Source organism: Mesorhizobium sp. YM1C-6-2 (assembly GCF_003666685.1).
GTDB lineage: Bacteria > Pseudomonadota > Alphaproteobacteria > Rhizobiales > Rhizobiaceae > Mesorhizobium_K.
In genome coordinates, this window is sequence record NZ_RCIZ01000001.1 from 147,795 (window position 1) to 161,800 (window position 14,006).

At 67.3% G+C, this 14,006-nt stretch carries 16 protein-coding genes; 6 read left to right on the forward strand and 10 right to left on the reverse strand.

What is annotated here, in order from left to right; all coding sequences use genetic code 11:
* Nucleotides 1–25: 25 nt before the first annotated feature.
* Nucleotides 26–1,159, reverse strand: a complete 1,134-nt coding sequence (gene queG, locus D8676_RS00710; protein ID WP_121578925.1) for a tRNA epoxyqueuosine(34) reductase QueG — start codon at nt 1,157–1,159, stop codon at nt 26–28.
* A complete protein-coding gene (locus D8676_RS00715; RefSeq protein ID WP_121578926.1) occupies nt 1,140–1,832 on the reverse strand; it encodes a glutathione S-transferase family protein in 693 nt (230 codons plus the stop codon). Before D8676_RS00715 ends, queG begins: the two co-directional genes overlap by 20 nt.
* A gap of 159 nt (nt 1,833–1,991) precedes the next feature.
* Here D8676_RS00715 and D8676_RS00720 point away from each other — a divergent pair, with 159 nt between their 5' ends.
* Entirely contained in the window at nt 1,992–2,798 is an 807-nt protein-coding gene (locus tag D8676_RS00720; protein WP_121578927.1) for an undecaprenyl-diphosphate phosphatase, read from the forward strand.
* A gap of 108 nt (nt 2,799–2,906) precedes the next feature.
* Here the strand turns inward: D8676_RS00720 and D8676_RS00725 are convergent, their stop codons facing one another.
* The 8 genes from D8676_RS00725 to D8676_RS00760 all read right to left on the reverse strand — a co-directional run bounded on the left by D8676_RS00725 (nt 2,907) and on the right by D8676_RS00760 (nt 9,681).
* Nucleotides 2,907–3,671 (reverse strand): sulfite exporter TauE/SafE family protein, encoded by a 765-nt coding sequence (locus D8676_RS00725; protein ID WP_121578928.1) that lies wholly within the window; start codon nt 3,669–3,671, stop codon nt 2,907–2,909.
* Between the two features lie 15 nt (nt 3,672–3,686).
* Nucleotides 3,687–4,661 carry a complex I NDUFA9 subunit family protein gene (locus tag D8676_RS00730; protein ID WP_121578929.1) on the reverse strand — a complete coding sequence of 325 codons (975 nt, stop codon included), beginning with the start codon at nt 4,659–4,661 and terminating at the stop codon, nt 3,687–3,689.
* A 132-nt stretch (nt 4,662–4,793) separates the two neighbouring features.
* Entirely contained in the window at nt 4,794–5,249 is a 456-nt protein-coding gene (locus D8676_RS00735) for a DoxX family protein (RefSeq protein WP_121578930.1), read from the reverse strand.
* Nucleotides 5,250–5,373: 124 nt separating this feature from the next.
* Nucleotides 5,374–6,381: an Ldh family oxidoreductase gene (locus D8676_RS00740; RefSeq protein WP_121578931.1), complete on the reverse strand. Its 1,008-nt coding sequence runs from the start codon at nt 6,379–6,381 to the stop codon at nt 5,374–5,376.
* Nucleotides 6,382–6,385: 4 nt separating this feature from the next.
* Nucleotides 6,386–7,201, reverse strand: coding sequence for an ABC transporter permease (locus D8676_RS00745; protein ID WP_121578932.1), 816 nt, complete (start codon nt 7,199–7,201; stop codon nt 6,386–6,388).
* On the reverse strand, nt 7,201–7,899 hold the full coding sequence (locus D8676_RS00750) for an ABC transporter permease (RefSeq protein WP_245426577.1): 699 nt from the start codon (nt 7,897–7,899) through the stop codon (nt 7,201–7,203). The genes D8676_RS00745 and D8676_RS00750 overlap by 1 nt, the downstream gene beginning before the upstream one ends.
* Before the next feature lie 161 nt (nt 7,900–8,060).
* On the reverse strand, nt 8,061–8,840 hold the full coding sequence (locus D8676_RS00755; protein WP_121578934.1) for a transporter substrate-binding domain-containing protein: 780 nt from the start codon (nt 8,838–8,840) through the stop codon (nt 8,061–8,063).
* A 55-nt stretch (nt 8,841–8,895) separates the two neighbouring features.
* Nucleotides 8,896–9,681, reverse strand: coding sequence for an ABC transporter ATP-binding protein (locus D8676_RS00760; protein WP_183096912.1), 786 nt, complete (start codon nt 9,679–9,681; stop codon nt 8,896–8,898).
* Nucleotides 9,682–9,950: 269 nt separating this feature from the next.
* Here D8676_RS00760 and D8676_RS00765 point away from each other — a divergent pair, with 269 nt between their 5' ends.
* From D8676_RS00765 to D8676_RS00785, 5 genes are all read left to right on the forward strand, one after another.
* The gene (locus D8676_RS00765; RefSeq protein ID WP_121578935.1) at nt 9,951–10,238 is read left to right on the forward strand and encodes a hypothetical protein; all 288 of its coding nucleotides are present in this window, start codon (nt 9,951–9,953) and stop codon (nt 10,236–10,238) included.
* Nucleotides 10,239–10,298: 60 nt separating this feature from the next.
* On the forward strand, nt 10,299–10,751 hold the full coding sequence (locus D8676_RS00770) for a hypothetical protein (protein ID WP_121578936.1): 453 nt from the start codon (nt 10,299–10,301) through the stop codon (nt 10,749–10,751).
* A 104-nt stretch (nt 10,752–10,855) separates the two neighbouring features.
* Entirely contained in the window at nt 10,856–11,704 is an 849-nt protein-coding gene (locus D8676_RS00775) for an arginine deiminase family protein (RefSeq protein WP_121579688.1), read from the forward strand.
* Complete coding sequence (locus D8676_RS00780; protein WP_121579687.1) at nt 11,701–13,278, forward strand: 5-guanidino-2-oxopentanoate decarboxylase; 1,578 nt, start codon at nt 11,701–11,703, stop codon at nt 13,276–13,278. The genes D8676_RS00775 and D8676_RS00780 overlap by 4 nt, the downstream gene beginning before the upstream one ends.
* Before the next feature lie 4 nt (nt 13,279–13,282).
* Complete coding sequence (locus tag D8676_RS00785; RefSeq protein WP_121578937.1) at nt 13,283–13,990, forward strand: SDR family NAD(P)-dependent oxidoreductase; 708 nt, start codon at nt 13,283–13,285, stop codon at nt 13,988–13,990.
* Nucleotides 13,991–14,006: the final 16 nt, after the last annotated feature.

Here is a 14,006-nt window from a genome sequence, read left to right on the forward strand (position 1 = left end):
ACGGCCTCATTTTCAAACTGAGACACTACCGCCATTCGGCACGGACGGATTCGTCGGATTCCTGAGCGCTCGCTGCAAGTTTCGCCAGTTCAGCCGGTTCAAGAAGCCGTGACAGCGCCCACACCGCCGCGCCGCGCACCAGTGGCGAGGGATCTTCAAGCAGTTCGCGGCAACGGGCGGCGAGCGCGGCGTCGCCCGAGTTTCCCGCAGCGATCAGCACGTTACGCAAAAAACGGTCGCGTCCGATGCGCTTTACCGGCGATCCCGAGAACAGCGAGCGGAACGCCGCGTCGTCGAGCGCCAGAAGCTCGGCGAGTTTCGGTTCGCGCAGGTCGTCTCGCGCCGCGAGCTTCGCTTCGGACGCCTGGCGGGCAAACTTGTTCCAGGGGCAGGCGGCGAGGCAGTCGTCGCAGCCATAGATGCGGTTGCCGATGGCCTCGCGGAATTCGTGCGGGATCGGCCCCTTGTTCTCGATCGTGAGGTAGGAGATGCAGCGCCGCGCATCGAGCCGGTAGGGCGCCGGGAAGGCGTCTGTCGGGCAGGCGTCCAGGCAGGCGCGGCAGGAGCCGCAATGGTCTTCCTCTGCGGTGTCAGGCTCGATCTCGGCCGTGGTGAAGATCGAGCCGAGGAACAGCCACGATCCGAATTCGCGGCTGACGAGGTTCGAATGCTTGCCCTGCCAGCCGACGCCGGCGGCTTCGGCGAGCGGCTTCTCCATCACCGGCGCGGTGTCCACGAACACCTTCACGTCGCCGCCGGCCCTGGCGACGATGCGCCCGGCGATCTCCTTCAGCCTGCCCTTGATGATGTCGTGATAGTCGCGGTTCTGCGCATAGACCGAGATCGCGCCGCGGTCGCGCTTTTCCAGAACCTCGCGCGGATCGTGGTCGGGGCCGTAGTTCATGGCGAGCACGATGATCGAGCGCACCTCCGGCCAGAGCGTCCTGGGATCGGCGCGCCGCTCCAGCGTCTCGGCGATCCAGCCCATCGAACCGTGGAAACCGTCGGCGACGAACTCCTTCAGCCTTGCCGGCGCGAGCGGAATGGCGTCGGGTGACGTCACGGCAACAGCGTCGAAGCCGGCCAGCCTCGCCTGCCGGCCGATCATCTGCCGCAGCGTCTCGCCTTTTGCGGCCCTGCTAGAAGTCGAGGTCCGCATAATGCGATACCGGGGACAGGCCCCGGACCCGATCGGCGAGCAGCGGCCGGAAGGACGGCCGCGACTTCATGCGCGTGTACCATTCGCGCGCCGCGCTGTGGCCGCTCCAGTCGATTTCCCCGAGGTAATCGAGGATCGACAGCGACGCGGCGGCGGCGAGGTCGGCATAGGTGATGCGCGGGCCGGCGAGCCAGTGGCGCGTGCCGGCCAGCCAGTTGGTGTATTTCATGTGCTGGCGCACATTGGCGCGCGCCGCGCGGATAGCCGCCGAATCGGGCGAGCCGCCGCCGAGCGCTTCCGGCATCAACGGCTTCAGCACGCGCTCGCGCACCAGGTGGCGCGTCACCTCGGCCTCGGTCTTGACCAGATACCAGTCGGCCAGGCGGCGGATCTCGGCGCGGTCCATCGGGTCTTCGGCCAGCAACCTCCGGTCGCGCTTCAATACGCCGCGTGTCTCATCGAGATATTCGGCAATAACATGCGCGCCGATGATCGGCACGTCACCTTCCGCGAGCAGCACCGGCAGCGTACCGGCGGCGTTCAGCGCCAAGAATTCCTTGCGCCGCGTCCACGGCTTCTCCTCGATCAGCGCCAGTTCCTCGTTGAACTCGCCGAACGCCAGGCGGACGAAACGGCAGGTCGCGAACATCGGATGATGAAAAAGCGTCAGCATGATCCCGCGTTATAAAACTGAAAATGCGTCTGGCCTCGCGGAGGCTGCGCCGCTAAATCTTGCGCGCCCGATTCCGGGATCGCCGCGGCCGATCGACCTATAGGGCCGGTTCCGCGCCGTGACAAGCAATTGCACCCGTTCCCGTAGATAAGGGAAATCATGGAAAATCAGTCTCTCATCGATGCCCTGGTGCTCGGCCTGCTCGAAGGTCTGACCGAATTCATCCCGGTGTCGTCGACCGGCCACATATTGCTGGCCGGGCATTTCCTCGGCTTCGAATCGACCGGCAAGGCCTTCGAGATCCTGATCCAGCTCGGCGCGATCCTGGCGATCCTGACCGTCTATTCCGGCCGCCTGATCAAGCTGCTGGTCGATTTCCCCAGCGACGGCCGCACGCGCCGCTTCGTGTTCGGCATCCTGCTCGCCTTCCTTCCCGCGGCCTTCCTCGGCGTCATCGGCCACAGCTTCATCAAGACGGTGCTGTTCGAGACGCCGAAGCTGATCTGCGTCATGCTTCTGCTCGGCGGGCTCGTGCTCCTGTGGGTCGACAGGCTGGAACTCAAGCCGAAATACCACGACGTGATGGAGTTCCCGCTGTCGCTCTGCCTGAAGATCGGGCTGTTCCAGTGCCTGGCGCTCATTCCCGGCACCTCGCGGTCCGGCTCGACCATCGTCGGCGCGCTGCTGATGGGCACGGACAAGCGCTCGGCGGCGGAGTTCTCCTTCTTCCTCGCCATGCCGACCATGGCCGGCGCCTTCGCCTATGACCTCTACAAGAACCGCGACGTGCTGTCGGCCGCCGACCTGCCGGTGATCGGCGTCGGCTTCGTTGCCGCCTTCGTCATGGCGGTGATCGTCGTGCGTTATCTGCTCGACTATGTGTCGCGGCACGGTTTTGCGCTGTTCGCCTGGTGGCGGCTGATCGTCGGCGCGGTCGGCCTCGCCGCCCTCTACATCTGGGGATAGCAGGCGCTAGAGCGTTTCCAGCTTTCCCAGAATCGCGGAACCGCTCTATCTATTTGTTTTTACGCAGTTCCGGACGCAAAACCGCTGCGCACTTTTGCTGGAATTGCTCTAGAGCGCCATGAGCCCGCGCCGCAGCAGGTCGAGCGCCAGCAGCGTGATGCCGATCTTGAACCACACGCGGAACGTCTTTTCCGGCATGCGCTCGAGCAGCGACGTTCCGTAGACGGTCCCGACGAAGCCGGACAGGATCATGGCGGCGATCAGCGGCAGCCATTCCCAGAAGGCGAATCCGGCAATGCCGAAGACGACGATCTTCAGGAGATGCTGGGTGGTCAGGCTGACCGCGCTGGTGGCGATCAGCGCCTTGCGGTCGTTGTGGAAAAACTGCGCGAACAGCACCGCGACCAGCGGGCCGGTCACCCCGACCAGCATCGAGAGCATGGCAAGCGCGACGCTCGCCAGAGCAAGCCCGACCTTGGTCAGCCGGTCGATGCCCGGGATTCTGGCCCAGGTGAGCAGCAGGATGAAGCCGCCGAGCACGAGCTTCAGCAGCGCGTCCGGAAGCTGCACGACCAGGAACACGCCGAGGACCGCGCCGACGACGGTGCCGGCGATGAACGGCTTCGCCACGTCCATCCGCACGAAGGCGCGCTGGTGCCAGGCGCGGCCGCTGTTGGAGCCGAGCTGGACGGCGCCGTGAACGGGGATCAGCGAGGCGACGGGCACGAACAAGCCCATCAGCGCCAGCATGGCCATGCCGCCGCCTATGCCGAAGGCGGCGGTGATGGCCGAAGTGAAGCTACTGGCGACGATGAGCAGCGCCGCGACCCATGGCTCCATGCCTGATGGCAGGAGGGCGGCGAGCGTCTCCACCTTGGCAGGGCGCCCTTACGCCTCGCTTTTGCGGGTGAACTGGCCGGCGGTGCGGTAGCGCCAGAGATAGCTCGGCAGCACCGATGCGGTCGACTGCGGATGGATGCCGAGGCCGGCAAAGGTGCGCCGTCCCTCCTCCGCCTGCCGCGACACGACATTGTCGGTCTTAAGCAGCGTCACCTGGTCGCGCGTCAGCAGCGGCTTGGGCAGGAGGCCGAGCACCGCGCCCTGGATCTCGGCCAGCCACCACGGCATCGGCACGAGCAGGCGCTTGCGTTCGATGACCTCGAGCATCTCCTCCATGCACTGGCGGAACGTCATCACGTTGGGGCCGCCGAGCTCATAGACCCTGCCGCCCTCGACTGCGCCGTCGACCGAGCGCGCGACCGCCTCGGCGACGTCGCCGACGAAGACCGGCTGGAATTTCGTCGTGCCGCCGCCGATCAGCGGCAGCACGGGCGAATACCGCGCCATGTCGGCGAAGCGGTTGAAGAACTGGTCCTCGGGGCCGAAGACGATGGAGGGGCGGAACACCACCGCGTCCTTCACCGTCTCGAAGACGGCCTTCTCGCCCGCAGCCTTGGTGCGGGCATAGACGGATGGCGAATCGGCGTCCGCGCCGATCGCCGAACCATGCGTCAGCCCGGCGCCGGCGGCCTTGGCCGCCTCGGCGACGTTGCGGGCGCCGTCGACCTGCACGGCCGAAAAGGTCTGCGCGCCGGAGCTGTAGAGGATGCCGACGAGGTTGATGACATGGTCGGCGCCCTCGACCGCCCGGTCGACCGACCAGCGCATCCTGAGATTGGCCTGCACCGGCTGGATCTGCCCGACATTGCCGAGCGGCTGCACGTGGCCGGCGAGTTCCGGCCGCCGGGTGGCCACGCGGATGCGGTAGCCGCGCTTGGCCAGCGCGCGCACCACATGCCGGCCGATGAAGCCCGAACCTCCGAAAACGGTGACGAGTTTCGGGGTCTCGAGGATTTCGGTCATGGCTGGCTCCGGTAACGCCACAAGGTCTTCTGGCGACGCTTGGCTTCGAGCCCGTCTCTTAGTCGGTTTTGCGGGAAAGGCAAAGATGCCGGCAGGTCAAAGGCGCCCGCCGGCCAGGCCGCAACCGACGCCCTAGAATTCCTTGCCGAGCTTCGCGTCGACCGAATGCCGGTTTGCGCCGCGGATGGCGAAAAAGGAGAAGATCGCCGCCCAGAGGATCGACTTCTCCGCACCGGCATAGCCTTCGCTGCGCACGATCCAGTGGAAATAGACGGTGACGAGCAGCACGAACATCGCCGCGAAGGAAGCCGGCCGGGTCAGCAAGCCTATGGCGATCAGCATGCCGCCGAAGAATTCGGTGAGCGCCAGCATCAGCGACCAGAACGCGCCCGGATAGAAGCCGAGGCTTTCGACCATGCCAGCCGCACCGAACGGGTTGGCGATCTTGCCCCAGCCATGGGTGACCAGCGCCAGGCCGGCGACGACGCGCAGGACGGTCTCGGCGGTGTCGCCAAGCGCGGCATAGAGCCGGCCGAGCGGCGGAATGACGAGGCGGGGGCTGGCATTGCGGTCGACGATGTCGGTCATGCGGATCTCCTGATTGTGCACTGCACAACCACCCATCATGACGAGCACGGTCAAGTAACGAAGGCTTGAGGCAGAGGACCCCACCGTTGACAGTCCGTTCAACGATCACGCCGGTCGGCGAAACCTATGTCCGCTCGGCGACTGCTGTGATGCGCCTGACGATGTCTGCCGGAACGTCGATCCCGAGCGCCTTGGCGAGCATTTTTGCCTTGCCGCGCGACACGCCCGGCAGGTGAACCCGGTAGTCGGATGCCAGCCGATCAAGCTGCGCCTTGAGCCGCGCCGAAAAATCCGGATCGATCAGCTTGGGATCGATGGCCAGCACGAAGAGGCCGGTCCCCGGGCTTTCGCGGCCTTCCGAGAAGGAGGGCGCGTCGAGCGACCAGTTGGCGCCGGAGAGGCCGGCGGCCAGCACCTCGACCATAAGAGCGATGTTGGCGCCGCGGTTTCCCCCGAAGGCGAGCAGCGCTCCCTTCATCGCCGCGGCCGGATCGGTGGTCGGCCTGCCCTGGGCATCGAGCGCCCAGCCAGCAGGTATCTCGCGGCCTTCCTCAGCCGCCTTGCGGATGCTGACGAAGGCGGTCGCGCTCGACGACTGGTCGATGACCAGCGGGGCGCTGTTCTCCACCGGCGCGGCGAACGACATCGGGTTGGTGCAATAGACCGGTTTGGTGGCGCCGGCGCCGGCCAGCAGGGCCGGGCCGTTGGTTGCGGCGAAGGAGACGAGCCCCTCGCCGGCCAGCCGGGCGGTGAAATAGCCGAGCTCGCCGCAGGTGAAGGCGTTCCTTTGCGAAAAGATCGCCACGCCGAACAGCCGCGCCGCCTTGGCGAGATCGCCGAAGGCGCGGTCGAAGCCGGTGTGGGCGGCGCCTCCATTGGCGTCCGAGACGAAGACGGCAAGCGACGGCCTTGTAATGACAGGCTCGGCGCGGCCGTCGATGCGCCCGGCGTCCAGCGCGTCGAGATAGTCGAGGAAATGCGACAGGCCCACCGCCTCGACGCCCTTGGCTTCGGCGACAACCACCGATTTCGCCAGCGCGGCCGCGGTTTCCTCGCTGGCGCCGGCCGCCATGGCCGCCCGCGTGCAGAGCGAAACCGCGTCATCCAGGTTCAGGCGGACCGTATCTGCCATGTCCCTATCCCAATCGTGCAGGAATCCGGGCCTCGAGCTTGCGGAATGCAAACACCAGGATGCCGGTGATGCAGAGGTAGACGACCGCCAGCAGAAGCAGCGGTTCGTAGACGATGAAGGTCGATTGCCTGACGCGCGAGGCGACGGCGTATATGTCGACGACGGTGATGGTGGCGACCAGCGGCGTCGCCTTGAGCTGCAGCACCGTCTCGCCGGTGAGCGTCGGCAGGGCGCGGTAGATCGCCTGCGGCAGCCAGATGCGGCGGAACACCTTCCACCGGCTCATGCCGAAGGCGCGCGCGGCTTCGAGCTGCCCGCGCGCCACGCCGGCGAAGGCGCCGCGCATCACCTCGCCCTCATAGGCGGCGTAGGAGAGGGTCAGCGACAGCACGGCGTAGGGCCAGGCCTGCCGGAGATACGGCCACAGGAAGGATTCGCGGATCCAGGGATATTGCGGGAAGAGCGAACCCAGCCCGTAATAGAGGAACCAGAGCTGCAGGAGCAGCGGCGTTCCGCGGATGACCGTGCAGAACCAGTAGGCCGGCACTGACAGCCACCGGGGCCCGGTCACCTGCACCAGCCCGATCGGGACGGCCAGCATGAAGCCGAGCACGCAGGTCACGACCAGGATCCAGAGCGTCCGCCAGATGCCTTCGAGCGCCAGCCCGTAATAGTTGGGCAGCCAGTCCCAGCGCATGAACAGCGCTGCGCACACGACCAGCACGACGCCCACCGCGATCAGGCCTATGCGGTGCGGCTGCAGCCAGAGCGAAGCGCGGGCGCCGGCGTCGACCAGCCTGGCGGTGGCGGGCTCGGCCATCAGTGCGACTCCACATGCATGCCGCGCCGCGCCCATTTCTCGACGCGCGCGATGATGACGTTGGAGAAGAGCGTGAGGAGCAGGTAGAGCGCGCCGGCGACCAGGAAGAAGGTGAAATAGGCCTTAGTGGTGCTGGCGGCGGTGCGCGTCTCCTGCGTGAGTTCGTTGAAGCCGACGATGGCGAGCAGCGCCGTATCCTTGGTGGCGATCAGCCAGAGATTGGCGAGGCCGGGAATGGCGAAGGGCAGCATGGCCGGCAGGGTGATGCGCCTCAAGAGCAGGCCGGGCGACATGCCGTAGGCGCGCGCCGCCTCGATCTGCCCCTGCGGGATCGCCAGGATGGCGCCGCGGATCACCTCGGTCGAATAGGCGCCCTGCACGATGCCGAGCACGCAGATGCCGGCGACGAGCCCGTTGATGTCGATGCGCTGGTAGCCGAAGGCTTCGAGCAGCCGATTGATCAGGTCGGTGCCGGCAAAATAGAGAAGCAGGATCAGCACCAGCTCCGGCACGGCCCGCACGATGGTCGTGTAGAGTTCGAGCAGGTCGCGCAGCACCGGCCCGCCATAGAGCTTGCCGAACGCCCCGGCGATGCCGACCATTATGCCGATGCTGTAGGCGCCGGCGGCGATCAGCACGGAGTTGAAGAGACCGCGCAGGAGATTGCCGCCCCACCCGGGCGGGCTCAAGGCAAGCAGGTCGAGGATGTTTCCCTGCGACAGCTGGAGGATGAGAGCTTCGATCTGCCCGTTCCCGCTATGCGCGGCGACGCTCCTGCACAGGAGGCAGCGCGCCGGCTACCCGTTGAATGCGCGATGGCGGCCGCGCCTAATTAGGCGCGGCCGGACGGAAGCGAGTATCAGCCGCCGTACACGTCGAAGCTGAAATACTTCTTGGTGATCTCTTCGTATTTGCCGTTGTCGCGGATGCCCTTGATGGCCGCGTTGATCCGCTCCTTGGTGGCGGTGTCTTCCTTGCGCAGGCCGACGCCGACGCCCGGCCCGAGGATTTCGAGGTCCTCGGCGACGTAGCCCTTGAGGTCGCAGCAGGCCTTGCCCTGATCCGACTGCAGGAAGGCGTCGAGCGCGATGTAGTCGGCCTGCGTGGCGTCGATGCGCCCGGCGGCGAGGTCCTGGTTCGCCTCGTCCTGCGTCTGGTATTCCTTGATCTCGGCCGCGTCGGGGAAGTGCTTCTTCACGTAGTTGGCGTGGACGGTCGAAACCTGCACGCCGATGATCTTGCCCTTCAGGGCCTCGGGCGAGGCGTCGAATGTCTCGCTTTTCGGGCCGACGATGGCGGTCGGCGTGTTGTAATACTTGTCCGAGAAGTCGATCGACTGCTTGCGCTCCTCGGTGATCGACATCGAATTCATGATCGCGTCGATCTTCTTGGTCGTCAGCGCCGGGATCAGGCCGTCCCAGGGGATCGGCACCAGCTCGCATTCGAACTTCGCCTCGGCGCAGATCGCGTTGGCGATCTCGACTTCCCAGCCGGTCCAGTTGCCGGCGGCGTCGGCGACGTAGAAGGGCGGATAGGCCTCGGGCGAGAAGCCGACCTTCAGCGGCTCGGCCTGCGCCATTGCAGCGCCCGATGCGGCAAGCAGCAGCGCCGCCGCGGCGATTTTCAGAGTTTTCAGCATTACGTTTTCTCCCAGTTTTGTTTTTGGTTGTTCCCGTATTCCCCGCTTCGCCACGCTAGTGGACGTTGTGCAGGAACTTCTTCAGCCGGTCGGAGCGCGGGGCGCCGAATATCGCCTCCGGCGGCCCTTCCTCCTCGACCAGCCCGTTGTAGAGATAGACGACATGGGTCGCGACCTTGCGAGCGAACTTCATCTCGTGGGTGACCAGGATCATGGTGCGGCCCTCCTGCGCGAGGTCGCCGATGACCTTCAGCACCTCGCCGACCAGCTCCGGATCGAGCGCCGAGGTGGGCTCGTCGAAGAGCATGACCCTCGGCTCGATGGCGAGAGCGCGCGCGATCGCGCCGCGCTGCTGCTGGCCGCCCGACAGGAAGGCCGGATAGACGTCGCGCTTCTCCGAAAGGCCGACGCGCGCGAGCAGCCGCTCGGCGTTCGCGACCGCCTCGTCGCGCTGCACGCCGAGCACATGGATCGGAACCTCGATGACGTTCTCGATCAGCGTCATGTGGCTCCACAGGTTGAAGCTCTGGAACACCATGCCGAGCCTCGAGCGGATGCGCTCGATCTGCCGGCGGTCGGCAGGCACGGTGTGGCCGTGGCTGTCGGCCTTCAGCTTGATCTCCTCGCCGTTGACGCGGATGAGCCCGCTGGTCGGATTCTCCAGGCAGTTGATGCAGCGCAGCAGCGTCGACTTGCCGGAGCCCGAGCCGCCGATGATGGCGACCACGTCGCCGTCGCGCGCCGAGAGCGACACGCCCTTCAGCACATGCAGCTCGCCGAACTTCTTGTGCAGGTTTTCGATATGGATGGCTTCGGCCGCTGCCTCGGGCGCGTATTTCACGGCAGATCGTGCAGGAGCACCCGAAGTCACGTCAGCCTGCGTCACGATCGCTGACCCACGCTTTTGCTTTGCCGCCTTGGCAATCTCGCACCCATAACCCTGCCACGAACGTCTGCCCGCAGGCAGGATGGACCGTCCGGCTTGCCGCCGTCAACCCGCCTTGACATGCCGCAAGGGAGGCCCAGGCGGCCGCGGCTCCCGGCCCCCTATTGATCGGGCCCGGCTGTTGGTGCAGTCTCGCACCATCCTCCAGGGAGAACGGACTGACCATGAGATTCGTCGACATGGCCGTCGCCGCGGCTTTCACGGCAACGTCCCTCTACACAACGCTTCCAGCGCAGGCTCATCACCACGACAATGCCGGTGCCTTCGTCGGCGGGCTGGTGGCAGGGGCGGTCCTCGGCGGCGCGGCGGTCGCCGCGACCCAGCCGCCGCCGTATTATTATTACGGCCACCATCACCGGCCGTATTATCCCCCGCCCTATCCGCCACCGCCGCCTTACGGTTATGCCTATCCGCCCTATTGCGGCTATGCGCCCTATCCGCCCTGCTATTGAAGATAGCGAGCGGCAGAGTCGGGATCGGTCCCTGTCCGGGCCACAGAAACGAGTGATGACATGCGCAACCTGCTGAAATCTTCTTTTGCGGCCGTCTGCCTGACGGCCCTTTCCAGCTACGCGCAGGCGCAGGAGACGCCTGCGCAGGCTCCCGCCGAGCCGCAGCATCTGCCTCCCTACGATTGCACGCTGAAAGAGGCCGTGCTCTGCAAGGCGGGCGCGACCTGCACGCCGGCCAAGACGCTCGGCGAACTGCCGCTTCCGGCCCGCGTCCTGCTCAATTTCGACAAGCAGGTGCTTGCCGGCGTCAGCGCCGACGGCCTGCCGCATGTCAGCACGATCGGCAGTCTCTCCCGCTCCGGCGACATCGTCGTCGCGCAGGGCGTGGACGGCGGCACCGGCTGGATGGTGCATTCGACGAGCAATGACGACGAGGTGACCTTCGTCGCCGCCTCGGACGATTTCATCATCAACGCCTTCGGCACCTGCAAGCCGCTCGGACTGGCCCAGTAGCCCGGCATGACAGCGCCGAGCCCAAGCCGTCCTCCACGCGGCCCGATCGTCGCCGGGGGCAGATCATGAACGTCATGGTCAAGCAGCGCCATGGCGCGCAATCCATGGCGGCGCCGATCCGGCGCGTGCTGATGCGCTCGGCGGCAAGCGCCATGCGCCATGCCAAGCCGGCCGAATGGCACTATGGGCCGGGCTTCGACGCGGCCCGCGCCGCCCGCCAGCACGGCACCTTCGCCGAACTGGTCGCCGCTTCCGGCGCCGAGATCGAATGGCTGACCGAGGAAGACGACGGGCTCGCCGATTCCGTCTTCACGCATGACCCGTCGCTGTCGACCGACCACGGCGCGATCATCCTCTCCATGGGCAAGGCGCTGAGGCGCCCGGAGCCCGCCCTGCACGAAAAGGCGTACCGCCGGATGGGCGTGCCGATCCTCGGACGCATCGAGGCGCCGGGAACGGTCGAGGGCGGCGACTGCGTCTGGGTCGACACGAAGACGCTGGCGATCGGACGCGGCGTGCGCACCAACGAGGCGGGCATCCGCCAGATGGCCGCGCTGCTTGCGCCTTATGGCGTCGAGGTGCTCGGCTACGACCTGCCGCTCTGGCACGGCGAGGAGGCCTGCCTGCACCTGATGTCGGTGATCAGCCCGCTGGCCGACGATCTGGCGCTGGTCCATTCGCCGCTTCTGCCGGCCGCCTTCTACCAGTTGCTCAAGGCGCGCGGCATCCGACTCGTCGAGGGGGACCCCCGGGAATTCCACGACAGTTTCGGCCTCAGCCTCAACGTGCTGCCGACCGCGCCGCGCGAAGTGATCGCCGTCGCCGGCTTCCCGAAGACGGCGGCCGCGATGGAAGCCGCAGGCTGCCGGGTGCAGACCTTCGAGGCTGATGCGCTCTGCATCGCCTGCGAGGGCGGGCCGACCTGCCTGACCAGACCGGTGTGGCGCGCATGACCACGCTCGGCGAAGCTCTCATCCATCTGCTCGAAGCCCATGGCGTCGACACGGTGTTCGGCATTCCGGGCGTCCATACGGTCGAGCTCTATCGCGGGCTGGCGCGCTCGAAAATCCGCCATGTCACGCCGCGCCACGAACAGGGCGCCGGCTTCATGGCCGACGGTTATGCCCGCGCCTCGGGCAAGCCTGGCGTCGCCTTCGTCATCACCGGTCCGGGCCTCACCAACACGCTGACCGCCATGGGGCAGGCGCGCGCCGATTCCGTGCCGATGCTGGTGATATCCGGCGTCAATGCGACCGACACGCTCGGCAAGGGCCTCGGCCATCTGCACGAGCTCCCCGACCAGCGCGGCATGATGGCGAAGGTGGCGCTGTCGTCGCGCCGCATCGACAAGGCCGACGAGCTGCCCGGCGCGCTCGCCGACGCCTTCGCGCTCTTCGCCAGCGCGCGGCCGGGACCGGTCCACATCGAGATCCCGACCGACGTCATGGTCGTGCCGGCGGACGGCCTGTCGCCAAAATTCGCCAACGCCGCCCCGCCAGCGCCCGACGGCGCGCTGATCGCGAAGGCGGCGGCGCTTGCGGCCAAGGCGACGCGCCCGGTGATCTTCGCGGGCGGCGGCACCAGGGCCGCCGAAGCCGCGCTGAAGCGGCTTGCCGAGGCGCTCGACGCGCCGGTCGTGCTCACCACCAATGCGCGCGGCCTGCTGCACGCCCATCCGCTCGCAGTGCCGGCCAGCCCGAGCTTCAAATCCGTCCGCAAGATGGTGGAAGAGGCCGATCTGGCGATCGCCGTCGGCACCGAGCTCGGGCCGACCGACTATGACATGTATGGCGACGACGGCTTCCGCCTGCCCGAAAATTTCGTGCGCATCGACATCGATGCAGAGCAACTGGCGCGCCACCCCACCACGGTCGCCGTCCAGGCCGACGCCCGCGCCGGGCTCGACGCATTGCTTGCGGCGCTCGCCGGAAAAACCCTGCAGGCAGACGGGGCCGGCCGCGCTGCTGCCGCCCGGACGGCGGCGAGGGCGGAACTGTCACCCGCGATGCAGGCGCAGCTCGACGCCGTCGAGACGATCCGCGACACGCTGCCCGGCGCGATCATCGTCGGCGATTCCACCCAGCCGGTCTATGCCGGCAACCTTTGCTACGACCACGACCGGCCGGGCGGCTGGTTCAACGCCGCGACCGGCTTCGGCGCGCTCGGCTACGGACCGCCGGCGGCGATCGGGGCGGCGCTCGCCGTGCCGGACGCGACGGTCGTCTGCCTGACCGGCGACGGCGGCTTCCAGTTCTCGCTGCCCGAGCTCGCGGCGGCGGTCGAGGCGGATGCGCGTGTCATCTTCGTCGTCTGGAACAATTCCGGCTACCGCGAGATCGAGACCTCGATGCGCGACGTCGGCGTCGAACCGGTCGGCGTCTCGCCCGCCCCACCGGATTTCGCCAAGATCGCCGAGGCCTACGGGATTCCGGCCGAGCGCCTCGCCGCGCGATCCGGCCTGCCGGACGCGCTGCGGCGGGCCCGGGCCGCGAAAAAGCCCTATCTCATCGAGATCGCGGTGGACTGAATCCATGGCAGGCGAGCTCGCGGGCAGGGTCGTGGTGGTGACGGGCGGCACCGGCGCGCTCGGCAGCGCAGTGCTCGACAGGCTTCTCGACGAGGGCTCGGTCTGCCATGTGCCGACCAGCCATGCGGCGGCACCAAAGGGATTTGCCTTTGCCAGGCACGGGCGCGTGACGCTCGCGCCCAATGTCGATCTCGGCGATCCGGTATCCACCGAGGCCTTTTACGCAACCATCCCGGACCTCTGGGCCTCGATCCACTGCGCAGGCGGCTTCGCCATGTCGCCGGTCGGCGAGGCCGGGGCGGACGTCTTCGCCGCCATGATCGACGCCAATGCCCTGACAGCCTTCCTCTGCTGCCATGCAGCGGCGCGGACGATGCGCGCCACCGGGACGGCGGGCCGCATCGTCAACGTGTCCGCCAGGCCCGGGCTCGATCCGCGCAAGGGCGCCGCGATGTCCGCCTATGCGGCGAGCAAGGCGGCAGTTGCCGCGATCACCGTCGCGCTCGCCGAGGAACTGAAGGGCGACGGCATCCTGGTCAACGCCGTGGCGCCCTCGACGCTCGACACGCCGGCCAACCGCAAGGCCATGCCGAAAGCGGATTTCTCGAAATGGGTGAGCCTGGAGGCGGCCGCGAAGGCGATCGTGCAGCTCGCCTCGCCGGAAAACGCAACGATCAGCGGCGCGCTGGCGCCGATCTACGGCCGCGCCTGATCCTGCCTGTCGCCCG